The sequence below is a fragment of the Amycolatopsis ultiminotia genome (genome assembly GCF_039536925.1).
Taxonomy (GTDB): Bacteria; Actinomycetota; Actinomycetes; order Mycobacteriales; family Pseudonocardiaceae; genus Amycolatopsis; species Amycolatopsis ultiminotia.
In genome coordinates this window covers 424,512-447,172 of sequence record NZ_BAAAZN010000001.1, presented here as the reverse complement: position 1 = coordinate 447,172, position 22,661 = coordinate 424,512, and the positions used below count along the sequence as shown (strand labels likewise).

Here is a 22,661-nt window from a genome sequence, read left to right as displayed (position 1 = left end):
TTCACCTCTCCTTCGCGAGGGCGGCCAGTGCCACCCGCAGTTCACGTTTGCTGGTCTTGCCGACTCCGGTGACCGGGAAGCGCTCGACCACCTGGACCAGATCGGGCACCTTGAACGTGGCCACCCCGCGGCCGCGCACGAACCGGCGCAGCTGCGCGGCGGTCGGCGTCGTGCCCTCGGCGGGCACCACGTAGGCGCAGGTGCGCTCGCCGAGGTATTCGTCGGGCACCGCGACCACCGCCGCGTCGAGCACCTCGGGATGCGCCATCAGGTGGTTCTCCACCTCTTCCGCGGCGACCTTCTCGCCACCGCGGTTGATCTGCTCCTTCGCCCGGCCGACGATCTCCAGGTGCCCGGACGGCCGCCGGCGCACCAGGTCCCCGGTGCGGTAGAAGCCATCCGCGGTGAACGCCGTCGCGTTGTGCTCGTCCGCGCGGTAGTAGCCGCGGATCGTGTAGGGGCCACGGGTGAGCAGCGCACCGACCTCGCCCGCCGGCACTTCGTCGGACGAGGCGGCCAGCGGATCGTCCGGATGCACAACGCGGACTTCGTCGTCCGGCGAGATCGGCCTGCCCTGGGTGCCGAGCACGAGTTCGTCCGGATCGTCCAGCCGGGTGTAGCAGACCAGGCCCTCGGCCATGCCGAACACCTGCTGCAGCCGGCAGCCCAGTGCCGGGCCGATGCGTTCGGCCAGTTCCCGGCCGCATTTCGCACCGCCGACCAGCAGGACGTCCAAAGAGGACAGATCGTGCGTGGTGCGCGCGGCCGCCTGCACCCAGGCCGCGGCCAGCGGCGGCACCACCCCGCTGATCGTCACGCGCTCGGCCTCGATCAGCCGGAACGCGGTGTCCGCATCCGGCCGCGGCGCCAGCACCGTGGCCGCGCCGGCGTGCAGTGCACCGAGCACACCCGGCGAGCTGAGCGGGAAGTTGTGCGCCACCGGCAGCGCAGCGAGGTGGACGCTGTCCGGTCGCAGGCCACAGATCCGCGCGCTTTCCCGGACGCTGTAGAGGTAATCGTCGTGGGTGCGCGGGATCAGCTTCGGCAGTCCGGTGCTTCCGCCGGACAGCTGCAGGAAAGCGACCCCGGCCGGGTCCGGGTCCGGCAGGTCCCGCGGCTTCGCGGCGGCAAGGTCGGCGAAACCGGGCGTGCCCACCACGAACACCTCTCGCACCGACGGCACGTCCTGCGCCACCGCGCGGGCGACCGCGGCGTAATCGTGCCCGGCGTGCGCACCGGTCGTGATGATCGCGGCAGCCCCGCTCTGGCCGGCGAAGTGCCGCAGCTCGCTGTCCCGGTGTGCGGGCAACGCGAAGACCGGGAGTGCACCGGCCCGCCACAGTCCGAACACGACGGACACGAACTCCGGGATGTTCGGCAGCTGCACCACCACCCGTTCCCCTGCCCGGATCCCGGATTCGGCGAGCCCGGCGGCGATCCGGTGTGCCCGCTCGTCGAGTCCGGCGAACGTCCACCGCTCGTGCTCACCCACCACCGCGGTGCGCCCGGGATAGGCCTCGGCGACCGAAGTGAGCAACGCGCCGAAGGTCTGGCCTCGCCAGTATCCCCAAGCGCGGTAGCGTGCGGCCGTCTCGGTCGGCCAGGGCGTGTGGTCTCTCACGCCGTTTCCTCGGCGTCGAGAGCACGAAGCAGCGTCCGGAACTTCGCGCTCGTTTCGGCCAGTTCCGCGTCCGGGTCGGAGCCTTCGACCAGTCCGGCACCGGCGAACAGCCGTGCCACCCGGCCGGCCACCTCCGCGCAGCGGATGGTCACCACCCACTCCCCGTCGCCGTCCGCACCGGACCAGCCGACAAGACCCGAGTAATAGCCCCGATCCTCGGGTTCGAGCCGCGCGATCGCCGCGCGCGCCGGTTCGAGCGGCACCCCGCACACGGCGGGTGTCGGGTGCAGGGCCTCGGCCAGCGCGAGCGCGGACGGTCCGCCGGGACCGACCCGGCCGGTGATCCGCGTGGACAGGTGCCACATCGCCGGAGTGCCGATCACCTCCGGTTCGGCCGGGACTTCGAGGTCCCCGCAGAACCGGCCGAGCACCTCGGCGACCTGCGCGACGACGTGCTGGTGCTCGGCACGGTCCTTTTCGGACGCCAGCAGCCCGGCGATCCGCCGTTCGTCCTCGGCCGGTTCGCCTGCCCGCGGACGCGACCCGGCCAGCGGGTTGGCCACGACCACCGGACCACGACGGGACACCAGCAGCTCCGGGCTCGCACCGACCAGCGTGCGCGGTACGGGGTCGCCGTCCGCGGTGACGTCCGCGGCGAACGCGTGCGCGGCCGGATCCGCGTGCACGAGCCGGGTCAGCAGCCGTGGCACGGAAACCGCTTCCGCCGCGGTCAGTTCGAGCGACCGCGCGAGCACGACCTTGCGCAGCCCGCCCTGCCGGATCAACTCCAGCGCACGGCGGACGCCCTCGGTGTAGACCTCCGGCGCCGGACGCGGCACGACCGACCAGCCGTACCCGGCGGACCCGACCGCGGGCGGGCCGGGGTGGGCCGGATTGCCCAAGGCCGGGCCGGGGTGGACCGGGTTGCCCGGGACCGGGCCGCGCCGAGCCTGGCCGCCCGGAGCCGGGCTGTCCGGGGGCGGGCCGCCCGAGGCCGGTCCGCCGAAAGCCGGGCCGTCCGGGACCGGGCCGCCCGGGGCGCCGGCCCACCGCACCACCTCCGGGACGACGAGGCTGCTCGCCGCGTCCGGGCGGAACCCGATCGCCCCGACCACGACCGGGTTCCCGGCCCCGGCGAGCAGTGCCTCGTCGAGCGCTTCCGCCACCGCCTCGGCCCGGTTCGCGGCATCGGCACGGACCCGCGTGCGCACCCCGTCCGCGAGGAGACAGCCGCGGGCCGAGGAGTAGTAGAACGACCCCGGCAGGTAGGCGGCCAGCAGATCAGCCGCGCCGTGGACCGTCCGCGAACGAACCGGAGCAGGTGGGGGCACGAGTGGTTCCCTTTCCCGAACGCGCCGGCGACCGGGTCACCCGCCCCGGCGGCAGCTGTGGACTCTTCCGCCAACCTATTCGGTTAGCCTAACCTAAGGCACCCTAACGTGACCGGACGAAAAGGAAAACCCGCCGAACGCGTCACCGATCTCACGCCACACCCCCTTGCCCCGAACGAAACCCCACCCACCACACGCACGAGGAAGAGCCACCCGACGGCCCACCGCCAGGAGACGCACCAGCCGCAGCTTGACCGGCCGCGGACCCGTACCCGCCAATCCGGCCCACACAGAACCCACTCCCGCCAACCCAGCCCACGCACAACCCACTCCCGCCAACCCAGCCCACACACAACCCACTCCCGCCAACCCAGCCCGCGGGTGAATCACGCCCGCCCGCCAGGTCGCCGGACAACTCACACCCAGCAGCCCCAGCCCGCAGTGGACTCACACCCACCAACCCGTGGCGGGTCGGCGCAGGCAAACCAAGCCCGCGACGGACCCGTACCCACCAATCCAGCCGGCAGAGGACTCGTCCACACCAGCCCGGCCGCGCGGGCCGACCCGCCCCGCAACGAACTCACCATCGCCTGCTCGGTCCGCACCCGACCCACACCGGCCGACCCGGCCCGCGCGTGACCCGCGTTCGCCAGCCTGGCGCGCGACGGACTCGCGGGCGGCGGGCTTGCGCCCCGAGGCCCGCGCGGTGATGTTTCGTCCGGGCGCGTCCCCCGCATGCACCGTCCGCTCGCGCATCTCTCGTATCCCCGTCACCGTGCCACGCACCAACGCACTCCCCGCGGTCCCGTCCGCCGAGCCCGGTCGCCGGCTCAGTGGCTTGCCGTCCGTGGCGGTCACGCGCGCAGGGTGGCGCCGCCGTCGACGTAGAGGTTCTGCATGGTGATGTGCCGGGCCCGGTCGGAGGCCAGGAACAGCACGGCGTCGGCGATGTCGGCGGGGTCGGCGATCCGGCCCAGCGGGATGCCGACCCGGAATTCCTCCGGATTGCCCGCGATCACCCGTGCCGGACCCTCGTCGTCCGTCCACAGCAGACGCTGCATCGCGGTGTCGGTCGAGCCGGGGGACACGACGTTGCACCGGATTCCGGAACCGGCCAGTTCCAGTCCGAGGCACCGGGTCAGCATCGTCGCGGCTGCCTTCGACGCGGCGTAGGCGGCCATGCCCGATCGCGGGACGCCGGCCGCGTTCGAACCGACCGTGACGAGTGTGCCGCTCCCCCGCGGCCGCATCCGGCGGGCGATCTCGCGCAGCACGGTGAAGACCCCGGTGGCGTTGGTCGCGAAGGTCTCGGCCCAGTCCGCGTCGCTCGTGTCGCACACCGAACCCGGCCGCAGGATCCCGGCCACCGGCACCCCGATCCCGATCGGCCCGAGCCGCTGTTCGACGTCCCCGACCACAGCGGCCACCGCCGCCGGGTCACCGACGTCCGCCACGAACGGCGTGATCCGCTCGTGCACCGCGACGGCCTGCAAGCCCGCCTCGTCGACGTCCACCGCCGCCACCACCGCACCGGCCTGCGCGAGCGCCTCGGCCACGGCCGCGCCGATCCCGCGCGCACCCCCGGTGACCAGCGCGATCCGGCCCTCGATCCCCGCGTCCGCCGCCACGCCGCACCTCATCCTTCACTCAGCGATTTAGGGCAGCCTAACCTTGCAGCGGGGTCGCTGGCTCCGTGATCCCGGCCACCGGACCACGATCACCGCATCGGCGGAGTCCGGAACCCATCCGGGTCTGCATGCAGTGACCGGCGGACGACCAGGAGTCACCGCGCGAGGAGATCCCGGTACCGGTTCGACGGCGAGCCGGGCACCGCTCACATCGCGCTGTCGGTTTCTTCCTGTGCGCGCAACAGATCCTCACGGGCACGGGACACGCGGGAGCGGACCGTGCCGACCGGACAACCACACACCTCGGCGGCCTCGGCGTAGGACAGACCGAGGAATTGCGTCAGCACCAGCGCTTCACGCCGGTCGTCGTCGAGTGCGCCCAGCAGCAGGCCGAGTTCGATCATGTCCTCGAAACCGGCCGCACTGCTGCGGGCGGACTGTTCCTCGGCGGCGTGCTGCCAGTCGGCGGTGGCCGATTCGCGCGGCCGCGCCGAACGGGCCCGGATCCGGTCCACGACGACCCGGCGGGCGATCGAGAGCAGCCAGGTGCGCGACGACGAACGGCCGGCGAACCGGGGCAGCGAGCCGAACGCACGCAGGTACGTCTCCTGGGTCAGGTCGTCCGCGTCCGCGGGGCTGGTGCGGTGGGCGAGGAACCGCCAGACATCCGCCTGGGTCTCGCGGACCCAGCGTTCCAGCGCGACCCGATCCCCGCGGCCGCCGGCGAGGGCGAGCGCGGTGATCCGCTCGTCGTCATCGCCGCGGCCGCTGGACACAGCTCGCACGCTAGTACACCCCGGGCGACCGGCCATGCGCGGGCGGGAACTTCCGGGGTGGCGGGAACTCCCGCAGGCTCGGCGGCGACTATGGAACCGTGAGCTGTGAAATCTTCCGCGAAGCACTGTCGGCGCGGCTCGACGGCGAGGCAGGGCCGCTGCCCGAGGACCAGGTCGACGCGCACCTCACGACCTGCGCCGCGTGCCGGACCTGGTACGAGCGCAGTGCCGCGCTGCGCCGTTCGATGCTGGTGCGCGCCGCGCCCGCGATACCGGACCTGACCGCGCGGATCATGGCGGAGACACCGGCCCCGCCCCGGGAGAAGTGGGGCCTGCGGGTCGCACTCGCGCTGGTCGGTCTGGTGCAGTGCGGGCTGGCGTTCGCGCAACTGCTGGGCATGGACACCGGAATGCACGGCGCACACAGCGGTTTCCTGGAAGGACATCTGCTGAACGAGAGCGCCGCATGGAACCTCGCGGTCGGTGTGGGCCTGCTGTGGGCGGCACTGCGGACCCGCGCCGCGGCCGGACTGCTGCCGATGATCACCGGATTCGTGGTCGTGCTGGCGGTACTCACGACCGGCGACCTGATCGGCGACCGGGTCACCGCCCCACGGGTGCTGTCGCACACTTTCCTGGTGGTCGGCCTGGCTCTGCTCTTCGCCGTGCACCGCCGCCACCGCGCGCGGCACCACCCCGGCCCCGACCTGGCGAACGCGGCAGGCCCCGACGAGGAAACCACCGTGCAGACCCACGGCGCGCTCGCACTGGCCCGCCCGCACAGCAAGCGCACCCGCGACGCCGACCGCCCCACCGGCCGCCACCACGCCGCCTGATCAGCCACCACCACACCGCCCGGCCAGCCGCACCGAACAGGCGGGCCACCCCACCCAACCGGCCGGTGCGCACAATTTCCTTACGCCGCACCAAGACCCCACCCGACGGCGGGCCGCGCGTGGGTCCAGACGATGCCGGGCACCGCACCCGATTGCGGGAGCTGCGCACCGGCCGCCGGTACGCCGATGCCGGGTCTCGGCGGCTCACCCGAAAACCGCGCCAGGTCTGCAGGATCGGTTCGAGCTCGCGCCACCGCTCCGCGCTGACCGCAACCGCGCCCACGCGGCCGGCACCGGCGCGCAGCGGGGCACGGCGCCGCTGCGGTAGCGGTCAGACCAACGCCACCGTCATGACCGCCATGCCCAGGCTCATCGCGCCTTCCATGGCCAGTCCCCAGGTGTGTTTGCCGGGGCGTTGTTCGCCGCGGGCCCGGTCGATGGCGCGGGCGAGCCACACCAGCCCCGCGACCAGGAACAGCACCGTCAGCGCCACCGCGACGGCCGCCACCGGGACCGGGGCGTGGCCGGTCATCGTCATCCCGGAGCCCATGTCCATGCCCGCGTGTTCGGGGCCGGTCATCGGCGCGGTCATCGTCATGCCCGCCATGGCCAGTGGCATCGCGAAGACCATCCACGCCATGGCGGCCATCATCAGCGTGTGGTGGGCCGCGGCGAACCAGCCGTGTCCGCGGGCGGTCACCGCGAACCAGACTGCCGCGGCGGTGAACAGGACGATCTGCGGCGTCCGCGCAAAACTCATCGTGGCAGGCCACGCCATCGTGACCATGCCGGCGCACATCAGCGCGTGCAGTCCCTCCGATACCCGTCCGGTGAACCGCGGCCGGTACACGCAGCGGTACAGGCAGAACACCGCGGACGCGGCGAACACGAGCGTGAGGATCCAGCGCAGCGAGAGATCCGAGATCACCGCGGCACCTCCCGGCGGCGCAGTCCCAGCACCACGTCGACGGCCAGGAACGCGAGCAGCGAAACCCCGAACACCGGCAGGAACCACGCCAGCACCGCCCCGGTGACGAGCACCGGCGCGAGCACCCGGCCGGGCACCCGCCGCCACGCACCCCGCCCCGGCGGGCGGCCGAACCGCGCCCCGCCCCTTGCCGGCCTGCGCAGCCACCACATCCGGTAGCCCCAGCAGACCAGGCACACCACCGCGATCCCGACCACGGTGAGCACGATCTGGTTGGCCACACCGAACAACAGGCCCATGTGCGCGTCGATCCCCCACCGGCTCAGCTTGGCCGCGAGCGGGTAGTCGGCGAACCGCAGGGTGCCGGTGACCCGGCCGGTGCCGGGGTCGACGGTCATCGCATCCTGTTTTTCCGGCCAGGTTCGCCCGACCTGCTGCACGACGTAGCTCTCCCCCGCGCCGGACGGCGGGCGGATCTCCACCGGATCCGCCAATCCGGCACGCGCGGTCGCCTCCCGCGCCGTCTGCCATCCGACGTCACCGGCCGTCGCGGGCGCGGCCGCGGTGACCGACGGGGTCGTCCAGTTCCAGGAAGAACGCAGATCGGTGATGTTCGCGCCGGCGTGCAGCGACCAGGTGAGACCGGTGGCGGACAAGAAGAGCAGTGCTGCCGCGACCGACAACCCGACCGTGCCGTGCCGGTTCAGCAGCCGCCGCCTGCCCTGCGCGCGCCGTGCGGAACGGCGGCGGCCCAGCCACAGCACCACTCCGGCCAGCGTCACCACCCACAGCCAGCTCGCCGCCAGTTCGCTGTACAGCCGGCCGAAATCGCCCAGATGAAGGCTGCGGTGCAGGGTGTCGATCCATCCGCGCAACGGCAGCGCCTGCCCGGAACCGTAGGTTTCGAGCGCTCCGCGGACCGCACCGGTGTGCGGGTCCACGAACACCGTGTAGTAGTAGCTGGGTGCCAGCCCCGGCCGGGTGAACACGACCTGGGTGGTGTCCGTTGCGGTCGGTCCCGGGCGCACGCCGGTCACCGCACCGTCCGGCACCTCGGCCCGCGCGATCGCGACCTGCCGGTCCAGCGCCAGCGCACCCGCGGCGGCGGGCACGTGCAGTTCGTCGGCGTAAACGGCCTGTTCCAGCTGCGGCGTCCAGACGTAGGCGATCCCGGTGAGCGCCGCGATCAGCAGGAACGGGCCGACGAACACGCCTGCGTAGAAGTGCAGCCGCAGCAGCAACGGCCGGATCGCACCCCACCCCGTCCCGGCCACCGGGCGCGGTGCTGCCGGCTCCGCGAGCGCAGCGGGCAGCCCGGACTCCGCCGCGGCCCCCGGCCCGGATCCGGGCACCGGTTTGAGTACCGTCGTGGACTCTGGTCCTGGCATTGGCCTGGGCACTGACATCGGCTCCTCCCGCGGACTCCGCCTCCTCAGCAGTCGGTCCACGGCGGCAACCGGTTCCCCGCCCCACCGTGACGACGGTCACTGTGTCCACTGTGGAGCCCGCAACGGATCCCGCACCGGCGGCTGCTCCGTCGCTGCAGGCGACCGGTTCAGCCTGCCCGGTCCGCGGTGCCGGTAGCGGATGGTCGGTTTTCCGGCGCCGTTCCCGCCGACCGGCGCCGCAGTGGCTCGCCGTCCGCGTGCGGAAACCGGCCGGCGCATCCACATCGGACACTCGTGTGTCCACAACAGACGTTCGCGTCGGCGAAGATATCCGGGCCGGTACCGAAAAAACCGGGCGGGCACTGCGTCGGCAGTGCCCGCCCGGATCGCGGTCGTGGTCGGCCGGGGTTCAGCCGCGCCAACGGTTGTTCATGAAGGCGTCGTCCTCGTCGTCCATCTCTTCGGTGCTCATCCGGGTCCGCCTGCCGGGCACCGGCCGCTCCGCGCGGGACGGCGCGACCGGGGTCGGCGGGGCCGGCGGAGCGGGCGCGGGCGGCGGAACCGGCGGGGCAGGCTCGACCCGCCGTCCGGTCGACGGCGTCGGGGTGAACTCCAGCCCCTGCGAACCGTTCTCGGCCTGGTGCGCTTCGGGTTCGAAGTCGAACTCCCGCACCGATTCCTGCTGCGGACGACCCTTTTCGTCGGCACGCTTGCCGAGTTCACGACGGTGCATGACGTAGCGTTCGGCCGCCTTCGCCTGCTTCGTCATGTACTCCTGTGCACGGGCCTTCAGCTCGTCGCCGCGCTGTTCGTGCAGGGTCTGGCGGTCGGCCTGCTCCCGGACGAGCGCGGCCAGCCGCGTCCTCATCCCCTCGAGGTCGTCCATGGTGTCCTCACTTCCTCGCCCGGCGCACCGGCGACAGATCGTCATCGTCGTCGAGCGATCCGGTGATCCGCTGAGCCGGCTCGGTGTCGGAGTCGAACAGGCCGCTGCCCTCCACACGATACGCGCGGGCGCCGCGATCGGCGTCCGCGCCGCCGCCTCCGCCTTGGCCGCCACCGCCCATCCCGCCCATCGGCATCCCGCCGCCTCCGGACTGGCCCGACGACGAACCCGCCGGGCTGCCCTGCCCCTGAGCAGGTACCGAGTCCGCGCCGCTGTGCTCCGGGGCCGAGTGCACCCCGCCGGTCATCGCGGGCGCGTTCACCGGGTGTGCCTCGGTCAGCGGAGCGCCGGGAGCGCCCGGGACCGACCCGTCTGCGGGCTGACCGTGCATCGGCGCGGAGGCCCCGTCCGGCAGGGACGAATCCGTGGGAACGCCCCCTGCCGGAACGCCCGAGGGCCGCGCGTCCGCGGGTACTCCGAGGTCGTGGTCCGCTCCGGTGCCGTCCGAGTCCGGCATGACGGTGCCCTCGTGGGGCTGCGGCATCTCCGGCCCCGGCGCCATGGACAACGGCTCCGGGGTGTGCTTCCCGCCGTCTTTCGGGTCGTCGTCCTTCGGGCCGCCGTCTGTTGCCCCGTCGTCCTTTGCGTCGTGGTCCTTCGAGCCGTGGTCCTTCGGGTCGTCGTTCGGGTCGCCGCCGCCGTCGGGGCCGCCGTCCGGATGCGAGCCGTGCGTGCTGTGCACCGGGGTGTCCGCGTCGCCGAGGGTGTAGGTGCTCGGCTTGCCACTGCCGTCGTCGACGGTGACCTTGGTCGGCCCGTCGGGTCCGTCCGGCCGTTCGGCGGTGATCTCGAGGTCGCCGTCCTTGATGTGGATCTTGCCGTCCGGACCGGGGTGGTAGGTGTGTTCCCCGTCCGTCCCGTGGCCGGACCCGTCGCCCGGACCGTCGTCGCCGTGGCCGCCTGCGGACTTGCCGTCGTCGGCGGACCAGTCGAGCTTGAAGTCCTTCGGGTCGCCGTGGCCGTCCTCGCCGACCTTGATGTCCATGTGCCCGTCCTTGTCGGGCTCGGTCATCTCGAAGGTCTTGCCGTTCTGCTCGACCTTCAGCTTCTCCTGCTCGTGATCGCCGTCCTTGCCGTCATCCTTGCCGTCGTCACCCTTGCCGTCGGGGTCGCCGCCGGGGCTGGACCCCCCGCCACCGTGCTCGCCGTCTTTCCCGTCGCCGTCCTTGCCGTCGCCGTCTTTCCCGTCGCCGTCGGCGCCGTCCCCGCCGGTGTCGCCGCCGGGCAGGTCGGTCTCCGGGATCGGTGGTGGCGTGCCTCCGCCACCACCGGTGCCCGAACCGCCACCGGAACCACCACCGGTCTCCGAACCGTCGCCGCCACCCGCACCGCCACCGGACTCACCCGAAGGCAGATCAACGTCCGGAACCGGCGGCGGCGTACCACCACCACTGCCGGAACCCGAACCCCCACCGCTACCCGAACCTCCGCCGGTACCACCACCAGTGCCACCACCGGTGCCACCGCCGACGTCGGAACCACCGTCCGACCCGTCGCCGGAACCACCGCCGGACTCGCCCGAAGGCAGATCGACATCCGGAACCGGCGGCGGCGTACCACCACCACTACCGGAACCCGAACCCCCACCAGTACCACCGCCCGTACCGCCACCGGTGCCACCACCGACGTCGGAACCACCACCCGACCCATCGCCGGAACCACCGCCGGTGTCCGAGCCGCCACCAGCACCGCCACCGGACTCACCCGAAGGCAGATCAACGTCCGGAACCGGCGGCGGCGTACCACCACCACTACCGGAACCCGAACCCCCACCACTACCGCCACCGGTACCACCACCAGTGCCGCCACCGGTACCACCGCCCGTGCCACCACCAGTGCTGCCGCCGGAGCCACCGGTGCCGTCGCCCGAACCACCGGTGCCATCGCCGCCGCCGGAACCACCAGTGCCGTCGCCCGAACCGCCAGTGCCATCACCACCACCGGAGCCGCCACCGGTCCCGTCACCACCGCCGCCGCCGGAACCACCGGTCCCGTCACCACCACCGGAACCACCACCGGTCCCGTCACCACCACCGCCGCCGGAGCCGTCGCCCGCCTTTTCGAACTCGTTGCGGAGGTGGCCCATCACCTTGTCCAGCTCGTCATAGGCCTTGTCGACGAGATCCTTGGTGTTCTTGCAGTTCTCCTGGAACCCCGTGTAGATGTGGTCCCACATCTCCGGGTTGAAGTAGTTCTGGATCCACTGCTTGGCGAGCTTCTCGCCTTCCTTCTTCATGTCCGTCTTGTCGCAGCAGCCGCGGTCGTTCAGCGTCTGCACGAGGTTCGTGCCGAAGTTCGTGTCCATCCAGCCTGCGATGGCGGCAAGATCGTCGTCACTGGCCGCTTCGCCGGTCGCGACCTTCACCACCCGCTGCGCCATGGCGAAGTCCGCCTTGGCCACGTACTCGGTGTAGCCGTCCGCGACTGCCTTCGCCTTTTGCTTGCACAGATCGAAAATCGTGGTGGTCGCGGTCTTGGTGGCCTCGGACGCGCCGGCGAGCGACTGCTGCAGTTTGGTCGCCTTCGGCGTGATGTCGTCGTTGTACCGATCCCACGCCGCATCCGCGGCCGCGCCCTTCCAGGTCTGCATCAGGGTGCTCAGCGTGGATCCGCTGTCCTGGATGGTCTGGTCCATGGTGTCCGCGCCGGTCTTGAAGTGAGCGGCGTCGGTCATGAAGTTCTCGAAGGAGATGCCCCGCTGCTGGTTGTAGGGCTTGTTGATGTCCTTGTCCATGTCGAGGGCCTTGGTGTTGCCCTTGCAGTCGTCCGGCAGCTGCCCGAGCAGCGAGCCGAACGTCTCGAACACCTTGAGCCCCGCCTTGGCCGCGTCGAAGATCTCGTCCGACGTCTTCGTGCCGCCGCCCTCGAGCTCCGGCGGTTTCGTGTCGTCCAGCTTCTTCTTGCCGTCGTCGACGGCCTTCTTCTGCTGATCGTCGTTGTACGAGGCCTGATCGCCCTCGGTCTTGGCGTCCTTGAGGGCGTCGTCGACCTTCTTGATCTGGCTCAGCAGCGAACCCGGGGTGACGTAGGCCTTGGTGTACTTGCTCTTGTCCTCGTCCGGGATCGTGATGCTGCCGTCCGAGACGACGCTGCTCATCAGCGCCTGTTTCTTGTCCTCGGGGACCGCCGGATCGTCGAGGACCTTCTTGATTTCTTCCCACGAGGCCATTACAGCGTCCCTGCTTGGTTGATCGACCCGCTCTGGCCGGCTTCGTTCTCGTCGTAGCTCTGCGCACCCGAGGAGAGGTTCGTGCCGAGTGTGGTCAGGGTGGTGCTGTACCCGTTCACCGCGTCCGACAAGGTCTTGACGCCTTCGGTGTACTGCTTCGCGTGCTCACCGTGCGCTTCGCCGAACCCCTTGTCGTCGACCTTGGTGGCCGACAGGTCCGGATTGTTGTCGACGAGATCCTGCGCCAGCTGGCCGATCTTCTTCGACGCCGAGCTCATCGCCTCGGTGGACGCGGTGTAGCCCCCGCTCCCGCTCATCTGCGCTTCTCTCCTAGCTGGCCCGGCCGGTGCCGGTCCGTTCGTCCAGTGCCTCGGCGAGTACCCCGGCCACGGCAGCGACGTCGGTGAACCGGTCGAGCTGCGCCAGGTCGATCGTGACTCCGTAGTAGACCTCCAGCGCGGCGAGCAGCCGGACCCGGCCTTTGGAGTCGATGCCCAGCTCCTCGAGCGGGCTGTCCGCCGCGACGGTCGCGGGGTCGAGGAAGAAGGTGTCGCTCACGACCTTCGCCACCTCGGCGCAGAGATCAACCACGGCCGTCACCGTACCGCGCCCTCGCTGCGGCCCGCGCGACCTTGCCACTCGAAGTGCGCGGGAGGGCACCCGGATCGACCAAACGGACATCACGCAGCGTCAGGCCGTACTCCCCGGACACCGCGCGGAGCACCGCCCTGCGCACTTCGGTGGTGTCCGCTTCGCCGCTCCACTCGGCGGCGACCACCGCGCCCTCGCCGTCCCCTCCGGTGACCGCGAACGCGGCGACCCTGCCCCGGCGGACGGCCGGATGGGCTTGCTCCGCGGTCACTTCCAGATCCTGCGGGTGGTAATTGCGGCCGTCGACCACGATCAGGTCCTTCAGCCGTCCGGTGAGGTACAGATCGCCGCGGTGCCACACCCCGAGATCGCCGGTGCGCAGCCAGCCGCCGTGGCCTTCCAGCCACGCCCCGAAAGTGTCGTCCTCGCGCGCCCAGTACCCGGTACCGAGGTGCGGGCCGTGGATCCAGACCTCGCCGACCGTGCCGTCCGGGACGATCCGGCCGTCCACCACGGTCCGCACCAGCTGTCCGACCGGACGGCCGACGGACACGAGTTCCTGGCCGCCCTCGGTTTCCACCGCCTCGCCCGCGGCCAGCCTCTCGCGGTCGAAGACGGCGCTCGTCGGTCCCTCCGGCCCGGCGCTCGTGACGTAGACGGTCGCCTCGGCCAGCCCGTACGAGGGCCGGTGCGCCTCGCGCCGGAAACCCAGCGGGCCGAACACTTCCTGGAACCGGGCGACGGTCGCCGGGCGCACCGGCTCGCTCCCGTTCAGCGCGACGCGCACGCCGGAGAGGTCGAGCCCGTCCGGCGGGGGTGTCGCGGCGGCGAGGTCGAACGCGAAGTTCGGCGCCGCAGTGAACACTTCCGGGTAATCGGCCAGCTGCCGCAGCCAGCGCTGCGGGCGGTGCACGAACTCGAGCGGGGCCATGAACACCGACCGGCAGCCCGCGTAGGCAGGCAGGCACAGCAGCTGGATCAGGCCCATGTCGTGGAAAAACGGGATCCAGCCCGCACACGTGGTGGCCGGGCCGACCGCGTAGGCCACGCTCGCCTGCCAGCACGCGGCGGCCACCGCCCGGTGCGGGATCACCACGCCTGCCGGATCGCGGGTCGAACCGGACGTGTATTGCAGGTACGCGGGCGTCTCCGGCGCGGGAAGCACCGGTGCGGCGGGCGGGCCGGACAGCTCGTCGACGACCACGAGCCGGTCCGCGGGCACGAACCCGCGCACCCGCTCCACCGCGCGCCGCGAGGTCAGCACGAGCGAGGCGGCGCAGTCGTCCAGAATCCCGGCGAGCCGCCGGCCGAGCCCGGGGCTGGCCGGATCCATCAGCGGCACCGCGGTCATCCCCGCGGCGAGCACCCCGAAGAACGCGACCGGATAGGCCAGCTCCTGCGCGGCGACGATCGCGATCCGGTCCCCTGCCGCGGCTTTCCCGCGCAGGTGCGCGGCCACCACCCCGGCACGGGTGACCAGCTCGTCCCAGGTCACGGTCTCCTCGGCCCCGGCGAGGTGGTCCTGGTGGGTGTAGGCGGGCCGCTGATCACCGGCACGGCCGAACAGCCGCTCGACGAGGGAAACCCGCAGCACCTCGCCGGGCACGGAAAACGACACCCGATCGGAGGGACCCGGGCCGGGCGGCGCCGGATCGGACCGGGCGGGGCCGGACGGCACCGGGCCGGGCTTACCGGTACCGGTACCGGGCTCAGCCGGAGCGGACAGCGCCGGAGCGGACAGCGCCGGATCGAGCTGGGCCGGATCGGACCGGACCGGGGCGGGGCGGGGCGGATCGGCCGGGGCCGGGCCGGGGCCGGAAACGGGAGACGACAACGGCTTCACCACGCACCGGGAGCGCCGGCGAGCGTGCACCGGCCGACACTCCCGCACCCGACCGGCCACGACATGCCGGCAACCTTACCGTCCGGCGGCGCGGCGCAGCCACATACGGCGTCCCGGAGGCGGATGCCGGCCCCGCGGTTGTCCACTTCGGACTCGCCGCGGTCCGCTGAGCACGGACTCAGCATCCGCGGTTAACCCTGCCGCCGCGGGACGTCGCGGCCGAAGAACTCCAGGACCGCTTCGCGGAATTCCGGGGCGGACGCCGAAGGGTAGTGCTCGCCCGGCACCTGGTTGAAGGTCGCGTCGGGCAGCAGCCCGGCCAGCTGTCCGGCGGAGGCGTGATCGGTGTCCGCGCTGCCCACGGCGACGAGCGTCGGCGTGCTGATCCGGGCGAGTTCGGCGTCGGTCGTCGGGACGAGCGAGCTCTCGACTCCCAGCAGTGCGCGCGGATCGTTGCCCAGCCGGGTGATCCAGTACGCGATTTCCGCGTCCGGCGTACCGGCTTCCGGGCGGTGGCCCGCCGCCAGCGTGGTCAGCACCCGGCGAATCCGTGCTCCCCCGCCGCCGCGGCGCACCGCGTCCAGCCCCTGTCCCCCGATGAACGCCCGCACCGGCCGGGCCCCGCGGGCGAGCATCCGCAGCACGATCCGCCCGCCGAGGGAGAACCCGCCGAGGAAGTACCGCCCGAGCGCCAGGTGTTCGGCCAGCGCGAGGCCGTCATCGGCCAGTACGTCCGGCGGGTACCGGGCCGGATCGTGCGGACGCGGACTGTCCCGGTGCCCGCGCAGATCCGGCATCAGCACCCGGAACCCGCGCGCGGCCAGTGCTTCGGCCAGTCCACACCGGACCCACAGGTCCGCGCTGCCGAGCAGCCCGTGCACCAGCAGTACCGGGTGACCCGAGCCGAGCTCCCGGTAGGCCAGTTCGAGTCCGTCGCGGGCGGGGTACCGGCGTACCGGAGCATCGGTCGGCACCGCGCCCCCTTTCGTCACCGTCCGAGCCACTATCGCATGCCGACGTCACCCGAACGGGTGGGTTCCGGGGGATCGCCGTCACGCCGGCGGTCGGGCCCGGTTTCGCTCGCGGGAGCCGCGGTCCCCTCGTTCGTCGGGGGATGAGGGGGCCACCGGGTGGCGGGTCGGCGCAGGGGGCCGGCCCGCCACCCGGCCCGCTCCGCTGCGGGCGCCCCGCAGCAGCACCGCGGCCACGATCCCGGCCGCGACGATGCCGGCCAGCGCGAGCAGGCTGTTCCACATCCCGTCCGCGAACGCAGTGCGTGCCGCGTCGGCCAGCGCCGGTCCGGTCCGCCCGGACACGGCGAGAGCGCCGGCCAGCGAACCGTCCGCGACCTCCCGAGCCGGCGCCGGCAGCGCCGCAGTGGCCGGCTGCACGGACGCGGTGTAGGTGGCCGACAGCACCGTGCCGGTCAGCGCGATGCCCAGCGCGGCACCGATTTCCCGGGTCGCATCGTTGACCGCGGACGCCACGCCGTACTTGTCCGGCGGCACGTTGTCGAGGATCGCGCTGGTCGCCGCCGGCGCGGTCAGCCCCAGCCCGCCGCCGAGCACGCACACCGCGATCGCCAGCGCCGGGTACCCGCTGTCCGGTCCGAGCCGTCCGAGCAGCACGACCCCGGCCACGACCACCACGAGCCCGACCGCGGTGAGCGCCGGCAACCCGAACCGTTTCGCCAGCGGCGCGGACGCCATCGACAACGGCAGCAGCGAAACCGCGATCGGCCACAGCACCAGACCGGATTCCAGCGCCGAGTAGCCCTGCACGAGCTGGAGGTACTGCGCCAACGCGTAGAGCGAGCCGAACGCGGCGGTGAACTGCACCGTCACCGAGATCGCGCCGAGGCTGAAGGCGCGGTTGAGAAACAGCCGTACGTCGAGCAGCGGCGCCGCGCTGCGGACCTCCACACGGCCGAACGCCACGGCCAGCGCCACCCCGGCGACCAGCGCGACGAGCACCACCGGATCTCCCCAGCCGCCGTCGGCCGCACGCAGGATGCCGAAGACCAGCGCCCCCACCGCCACTGCGCCGAGCACCGCACCGGCGGTGTCGAACGGTGAGGGTGCGCGTTCACGGGAGGTCGGCACCGTCGCGCACGCCAGCGCCAGCACCACCGCGAGCACGGCCGGGCCGATGAACACCGAATGCCAGGAGAAGTAGCGCAACAGCAGCCCGGCGAGGATCAGCCCGCCGAGCCCGCCGATCCCGGCCACCGCGGCCCAGATGCCGATCGCCCGGCCCCGCCGCTCCGGCGGGAAACTGGCGTTGATGATCGACAGCGTCGCGGGCATGATCATCGCCGCGCCGAGACCGGTCACCGCCCGTGCCGCGATGAGCCAGGTCGAGGAACCGGTGACCAACGGCGCCGCACAGCCCACCGCGAACACGCAGAGCCCGGCCACGAGCACCCCGCGCCTGCCGTACCGGTCGCCGAGCGCGCCCGCGGGCAGCACCAGCGCGGCGAGCACGAGCGTGTAACCGTCGACGATCCAGGTCTGCTCGGCCTGGGTCGCCCCGGTGTCGGCGGCCAGCGAGGGCAGCGCGGTGTTCGCGATGGTGACCATCGCGATGACGAGGCCGACCGCGGAGCACATCACGCCGACAGTCCAGGCCCGGCGCGCAGTGGACGCCGGGCGGTCCTCGGCCATGGTCACCTCGCAAGGTCACGACACACTGAAACGAGACTGCCAGTATCGTACTAGAACTAGCAGTATCGTTTCCGCTGCGTCAATACCCGGCCGACCCGAACTGGGGAGAATCCGGCAATGTCCGACCACCGCACGCCCGACCACCACACGCCCGACCGCACCATGTCCGACCACCGCACGCCCGACCACCACACGCGGCAGCGGCGGGACCCCCGCCTGGACCGTTCCCGCTCGGCGATCCTCACCGCCGCGGTCGCGCTGTTGTCCGAGGGCGGGGTCCGCGCGGTCACCATCGAGGCGGTGACCGCGCGCAGCGGCGTGGCCCGTTCGACGCTCTACCGGCATTTCGCCACCGGCACCGAACTGCTCGCCGCCGCCTTCCGCGAGCTGCTCCCGCCACTGCGCCCGGCACTCGACGGCGGCTCGCCGCGGGACCGGCTGCTGCATCTGGTCCGATCGCACGCCGATCAGTTCGAGCACGCGCCGGCACTGGCCGCGGTGGTGTGGATGACTGCGATCGGCAAATCCTCCGACAGCCCGCCCGACGCCGAGGAACGCACCCGGCTCGCCGCACTGCGCGAGCACGTGATCGAGCACTACCGCGCCCCGTTCGAAACGGTCCTCGGCGCCTGTCTGCCGGGACAAGCGCCGACCGGCGGGGAAGTCGAGCTGGCCGCCGCCCAGCTGACCGGGCCGCTGCTGTTCAACGCACTGGTCACCGGGCGGACCAACGACGCAAGCTTCTGTGCCCGGCTGGTCGACGACTTCCTCGCCGGCCGGGCCGGGACCGGCGAGGAAGTCCGCGGGACGGCTCAGACCCCGGCGACCTGACCGATCCAGTCCCGGCCCGCGGCGACACTGCCGTAGGTGGTGACACTGGAGCGGTCGCTGGTGGAGCAGACACCGACCTGGACGTCGCCGTCGACCATCGGGCCGCCGGAATCGCCGCCGGCGACGGCACCGTCCGGGGTGCCGGCGGTGATTGCGGGTCCGCCTGCGTTGTCGGTGTCGTTCGTGTCGGAGATGGTCACCTCGGCTTTCTTGAGCACCGGCGACTGGTGGTTGCCCTCGTCGGTGGACTGCGTTGCGCCCCAGCCGTACACCGTGGCGTGATCGCCCTCGGCAGCGTCGGAGCCGCTCGACGCCAGCTTCGCGAAGGTGCTGCCGCCGTCGGTGTCCAGCTCGATCAGCGCGAGGTCGCCGTCGTCGTAGAGGTAGGTGGAGCCGGCCTTCGCGTGCACGCCGCCGTTGGACTGGTTCGAGCCGACGTAGAGGTCGATGTCGGTGAGCTGGGCACCGTTGTTGTCGTACATGCAGTGCTTGGCGGTCAGCACCCAGCGCGCGGAGATCAGGCTGCTGGTGCAGAAGAACGTGTAACCGTTGGCATGGCCGTTGAAGCGGGTGAGGTAGCCGGGGTTCTGCGCGGTGCTGCCGCCGATGATGTCCGGGGACGAGGGGGCGGCCAGCGCCGGGGTGACGGTGCAGGCACCGAGCGCGGTGGCGGCACCGGCGAGAATACCGAGGGCACGGACGGGAACACGCATTTTTTCGCTCCTTCACCAGGGGGACCGGGGAGATGTTCAAAAAGGTAGGCAGCCGGTGCCGGTGCGGGCACCCGCTGAACGTCCGGCGCCGATCAACGGAACAACACCCGACGTTCGGCGGATGCGGCGGCCGCGGACGGGTGGGTTGGATACGGGTGGGATCCCGACCATCCGGACCCGTCCGGCGGACCCGAGGAGGGACGACGGTGTTCGCGACACCCCCGGCACCGGCGCCGGACCGCCGGGACCAGCTGGCCGCCGCGCTCGCGGAAGGCCCGTTCCGGTATGCGCTGTCGCTGGCGATCGACCTCAGCGGACTCGGCCTCGACCGGCTGCGCGACCGGCTCGCCGCGGCAGGCGCGGCGGTCAGCACCACGACGCTGAGCTACTGGCGGACCGGCCGGACGGTGCCCGCGCGGGCCCGGTCACGGGAGGCGGTGCGGATCCTGGAGGACGTGCTCGAGCTGCCCGCGGGTGCGCTGACCGGCCTGCTGGACCGGGATCCCGGGCGCGCTCCGGAGCCGCCGGTCCCGATCGTGGCCTGGGAACGGCTGTGGGGCAGGCGGAACCGGGTGTTACCGGTGCTCACGTCCTTCGAGGCGGAGTACGGCCCCGCGCCGGTCGTGGTCAGCTTGCACGAACAGGTGCACATCGGCGCGGACCGGCTGCTGCACCGGCTGCGGGCGCGCGAGGTGGTGCGGGCGACCGAGGACGGCACGCAGCTGCGGATGGTGACCGTGCGCGGGTTCAGCCCCGGCTGCCCGCCCCGGCTGACCGGCACCCGATACTGCACCCCCGGGCACTCGGAAACCTTGCCGGACCAGGGTTTCACCGTCAACGAGCTGATCCTGCACCGCTGTCTCGACCGGGGCGAGACCGCACTCGTGGAATACGAGTTCACCTTCACCGACCGGGCGCCGGACACCTCCTACGACCGCCGGTTCCGTACCGGCGTGCACGAGCACCTGCTCGAACTGCACTTCGCTGCCGGCGCCGAACCCGCCTCCTGCCACGCCTACCGGCGGGGATCGCCTGCCGGGCCGGAGACCGAGGTGACCGAGGTGGCGCGCACACCCGGTCTGCCGGTGCACGTGATGTCGGCCGGGGTCTCCCCCGGGATCGTCGGGCTGCGCTGGTGCTGGGAGTGAGCGGGCCCGGCCGGGCAGCGCCGGGCCGCCTCGGCGGGCCATGATGGAGGGTATGGAATCCACCCGAGTCGACCGCTGGCTGTGGGCGGTCCGCCTGGCGAAGACCCGCGCGGACGCGGCGGCCGCCTGCCGCGGCGGGCACGTCCGGGTCAACGACCGCCCTGCCAAACCCGCCACCCAGGTCGTGCCCGGAGACCGGGTCCGTGCCCGGATCGGCTCGGGCACGCGGGTGGTCGAGGTCGTGCAGGTGATCCAGAAACGGGTCGGCGCCGCGATCGCGGCCACCTGCCTGATCGACCGCACCCCCGCCCCGCCCCCGGAGGCGGCGATCCCGGTGGCCCGCCGCGAACGCGGCGCGGGCCGCCCGACCAAGCGCGAACGCCGGGTCCTCGACGAGTTCCGGCAGCGCCGCACCTGAGCGGAGGCGTGGGCCCGCCCCTCGCGTCGCGGACCGTGGCGCGGCAGGTCAGCCGGAATGCACCTCGCCCCGGGAACGGCGCCGGGAACGGACGTGCTGTTCCTCGCGCATCCGCTGGACCGCGCCCGGGTAGTGCAGTTCGAAGGCCGGCCGTTCGGAGCGGATGCGGGGCAGTTCGAGGAAGTTGTGCCGCGGCGGCGGGCTCGTGGTGGCCCACTCCAGCGAATTGCCGTAGCCCCAGGGATCGTCCACCTCGACCTGTTCGCCGTAGCGGTAGCTCTTCACCACGTTCCAGATGAACGGCAGCACGGACGCGCCGAGCAGGAACGAGCCGATCGTGGAGACGGTGTTGAGCAGGGTGAACCCGTCGGTGGACAGATAGTCCGCGTAGCGGCGCGGCATCCCCTCGGCGCCGAGCCAGTGCTGCACCAGAAACGTGGCGTGGAACCCGAGGAACGTCGTCCAGAAGTGCCATTTCGCCAGGCCCTCGTCGAGCATCCGGCCGGTCATCTTGGGGAACCAGAAGTAGATCCCGGCGAAGGTGGCGAACACGATCGTGCCGAACAGCACGTAGTGGAAGTGCGCCACCACGAAGTAGGTGTCGTGCACCTGGAAGTCCAGCGCGGGTGCGGCCAGGATCACCCCGGTCAGCCCGCCGAGCAGGAAGGTCACCAGGAAGCCGACCGACCACAGCATCGGCGATTCGAACGACACCTGGCCCTTCCACATGGTGCCGATCCAGTTGAAGAACTTGATCCCGGTGGGCACCGCGATGAGGAAGGTCAGGAAGGAGAAGAACGGCAGCAGCACCGCGCCGGTGGCGAACATGTGGTGTGCCCACACGGTCGCGGAAAGCCCGGTGATGCCGATCGTCGCGAAGATCATCAGCCGGTAGCCGTAGAGCGGTTTGCGGCTGAACACCGGGATGATCTCGGTGACGATGCCGAAGTAGGGCAGCGCGACGATGTACACCTCGGGATGGCCGAAGAACCAGAACAGGTGCTGCCACAGGATCGCGCCGCCGTTGGCGGGGTCGAACACGTGCGCGCCGAGCCGCCGGTCGGCCTCCAGCGCGAACAGCGCCGCGGTGAGGATCGGGAACGCCAGCAGCACCAGTATCCCGGTGAACAGGATGTTCCAGGTGAACAGCGGCATCCGGAACATGGTCATACCCGGCGCACGCAGGCACACGATGGTGGTGGTCATGTTGACCGCGCCGAGGATCGTGCCGAGCCCGGACACGATCAGCCCCATGATCCACAGGTCCCCGCCGACGCCGGGGGAATGCATCGCGCCGGACAACGGCGTGTAGGCGGTCCAGCCGAAGTCCGGGGCGCCGCCGGGAGTCAGGAACGCCGAGAGCACGATCAGCCCGCCGAACAGGTACAGCCAGTAGGAGAACGCGTTGAGCCGCGGGAACGCCACGTCCGGTGAGCCGATCTGCAGCGGCAGCACGAAGTTCGCGAAGCCGAACACGTTCGGTGTCGCGTAGAGCAGCAGCATGATCGTGCCGTGCATGGTGAACAGCTGGTTGTACTGCTCGGACGACAGGAACTGGAGACCGGGCCGGGCCAGTTCGGTGCGCATCAGCAGCGCCATCGCGCCGCCGGCGAGGAAGAACGCGAACGACGTGCCGAGGTAGAGCAGTCCGATCTGCTTGTGGTCGGTGGTGCGGGCCAGCCGCAGCAGCAACGCACCCTTCTTCCCGCGCCGCGGAGCGGCAGCCACCGCCACCGGCCGGGCCTTCAGGTCGGTCATCGACGTCCTCCCGCGCGCGAAATGCACCCGCCGGCTGCCCGGCAGGCTCGCGCCGGGGATAACCGGCCACCGG

Annotated in this window: 19 protein-coding genes; 4 read left to right on the top strand and 15 right to left on the bottom strand. The window is 72.0% G+C overall.

Annotated features, from left to right (window positions below; genetic code table 11):
• Position 1: 1 nt before the first annotated feature.
• The 4 genes from ABD793_RS02085 to ABD793_RS02070 all read right to left on the bottom strand — a co-directional run bounded on the left by ABD793_RS02085 (position 2) and on the right by ABD793_RS02070 (position 5,356).
• Positions 2 to 1,621 (bottom strand): (2,3-dihydroxybenzoyl)adenylate synthase, encoded by a 1,620-nt coding sequence (locus ABD793_RS02085; RefSeq protein ID WP_344854624.1) that lies wholly within the window; start codon positions 1,619 to 1,621, stop codon positions 2 to 4.
• The gene (locus tag ABD793_RS02080) at positions 1,618 to 2,952 is read right to left on the bottom strand and encodes an isochorismate synthase (RefSeq protein ID WP_344854621.1); all 1,335 of its coding nucleotides are present in this window, start codon (positions 2,950 to 2,952) and stop codon (positions 1,618 to 1,620) included. Before ABD793_RS02080 ends, ABD793_RS02085 begins: the two co-directional genes overlap by 4 nt.
• A gap of 854 nt (positions 2,953 to 3,806) precedes the next feature.
• Positions 3,807 to 4,592, bottom strand: coding sequence for a 2,3-dihydro-2,3-dihydroxybenzoate dehydrogenase (locus tag ABD793_RS02075; RefSeq protein WP_344854618.1), 786 nt, complete (start codon positions 4,590 to 4,592; stop codon positions 3,807 to 3,809).
• Between the two features lie 194 nt (positions 4,593 to 4,786).
• Complete coding sequence (locus tag ABD793_RS02070; protein ID WP_425548642.1) at positions 4,787 to 5,356, bottom strand: sigma-70 family RNA polymerase sigma factor; 570 nt, start codon at positions 5,354 to 5,356, stop codon at positions 4,787 to 4,789.
• A gap of 98 nt (positions 5,357 to 5,454) precedes the next feature.
• Between ABD793_RS02070 and ABD793_RS02065 the strand changes: the two genes are divergently transcribed.
• Complete coding sequence (locus tag ABD793_RS02065) at positions 5,455 to 6,192, top strand: zf-HC2 domain-containing protein (RefSeq protein ID WP_344854613.1); 738 nt, start codon at positions 5,455 to 5,457, stop codon at positions 6,190 to 6,192.
• Between the two features lie 331 nt (positions 6,193 to 6,523).
• Here the strand turns inward: ABD793_RS02065 and ABD793_RS02060 are convergent, their stop codons facing one another.
• The 9 genes from ABD793_RS02060 to ABD793_RS02020 form a co-directional block, all read right to left on the bottom strand.
• A complete protein-coding gene (locus ABD793_RS02060) occupies positions 6,524 to 7,120 on the bottom strand; it encodes a DUF5134 domain-containing protein (protein WP_344854610.1) in 597 nt (198 codons plus the stop codon).
• A complete protein-coding gene (locus ABD793_RS02055) occupies positions 7,117 to 8,433 on the bottom strand; it encodes a PepSY-associated TM helix domain-containing protein (RefSeq protein ID WP_344855758.1) in 1,317 nt (438 codons plus the stop codon). Before ABD793_RS02055 ends, ABD793_RS02060 begins: the two co-directional genes overlap by 4 nt.
• 484 nt (positions 8,434 to 8,917) lie before the next feature.
• Positions 8,918 to 9,394 (bottom strand): hypothetical protein, encoded by a 477-nt coding sequence (locus ABD793_RS02050; protein ID WP_344854607.1) that lies wholly within the window; start codon positions 9,392 to 9,394, stop codon positions 8,918 to 8,920.
• Positions 9,395 to 9,401: 7 nt separating this feature from the next.
• Positions 9,402 to 12,623: a WXG100 family type VII secretion target gene (locus ABD793_RS02045; protein WP_344854604.1), complete on the bottom strand. Its 3,222-nt coding sequence runs from the start codon at positions 12,621 to 12,623 to the stop codon at positions 9,402 to 9,404.
• On the bottom strand, positions 12,623 to 12,940 hold the full coding sequence (locus ABD793_RS02040) for a hypothetical protein (protein WP_344854602.1): 318 nt from the start codon (positions 12,938 to 12,940) through the stop codon (positions 12,623 to 12,625). The genes ABD793_RS02045 and ABD793_RS02040 overlap by 1 nt, the downstream gene beginning before the upstream one ends.
• A 13-nt stretch (positions 12,941 to 12,953) precedes the next feature.
• Entirely contained in the window at positions 12,954 to 13,214 is a 261-nt protein-coding gene (locus ABD793_RS02035) for an acyl carrier protein (RefSeq protein ID WP_344854599.1), read from the bottom strand.
• A complete protein-coding gene (locus ABD793_RS02030; protein WP_344855756.1) occupies positions 13,207 to 14,832 on the bottom strand; it encodes a fatty acyl-AMP ligase in 1,626 nt (541 codons plus the stop codon). The genes ABD793_RS02035 and ABD793_RS02030 overlap by 8 nt, the downstream gene beginning before the upstream one ends.
• A gap of 416 nt (positions 14,833 to 15,248) precedes the next feature.
• Complete coding sequence (locus ABD793_RS02025) at positions 15,249 to 16,031, bottom strand: alpha/beta fold hydrolase (protein ID WP_344854597.1); 783 nt, start codon at positions 16,029 to 16,031, stop codon at positions 15,249 to 15,251.
• Positions 16,032 to 16,109: 78 nt separating this feature from the next.
• Positions 16,110 to 17,720 carry an MFS transporter gene (locus tag ABD793_RS02020; protein ID WP_344854595.1) on the bottom strand — a complete coding sequence of 537 codons (1,611 nt, stop codon included), beginning with the start codon at positions 17,718 to 17,720 and terminating at the stop codon, positions 16,110 to 16,112.
• A gap of 117 nt (positions 17,721 to 17,837) precedes the next feature.
• Here ABD793_RS02020 and ABD793_RS02015 point away from each other — a divergent pair, with 117 nt between their 5' ends.
• Entirely contained in the window at positions 17,838 to 18,551 is a 714-nt protein-coding gene (locus ABD793_RS02015; protein WP_344854593.1) for a TetR/AcrR family transcriptional regulator, read from the top strand.
• Here the strand turns inward: ABD793_RS02015 and ABD793_RS02010 are convergent.
• Positions 18,533 to 19,264, bottom strand: a complete 732-nt coding sequence (locus tag ABD793_RS02010) for a S1 family peptidase (RefSeq protein ID WP_344854591.1) — start codon at positions 19,262 to 19,264, stop codon at positions 18,533 to 18,535. The genes ABD793_RS02015 and ABD793_RS02010 overlap by 19 nt on opposite strands.
• 206 nt (positions 19,265 to 19,470) lie before the next feature.
• Here ABD793_RS02010 and ABD793_RS02005 point away from each other — a divergent pair, with 206 nt between their 5' ends.
• Positions 19,471 to 20,412, top strand: coding sequence for a hypothetical protein (locus tag ABD793_RS02005; protein WP_344854589.1), 942 nt, complete (start codon positions 19,471 to 19,473; stop codon positions 20,410 to 20,412).
• A 52-nt stretch (positions 20,413 to 20,464) separates the two neighbouring features.
• Positions 20,465 to 20,830, top strand: a complete 366-nt coding sequence (locus tag ABD793_RS02000; RefSeq protein WP_344854587.1) for an RNA-binding S4 domain-containing protein — start codon at positions 20,465 to 20,467, stop codon at positions 20,828 to 20,830.
• A 48-nt stretch (positions 20,831 to 20,878) separates the two neighbouring features.
• Here ABD793_RS02000 and ctaD read toward each other — a convergent pair whose 3' ends face one another.
• Entirely contained in the window at positions 20,879 to 22,588 is a 1,710-nt protein-coding gene (ctaD, locus tag ABD793_RS01995; RefSeq protein ID WP_344854585.1) for an aa3-type cytochrome oxidase subunit I, read from the bottom strand.
• Positions 22,589 to 22,661: the final 73 nt, after the last annotated feature.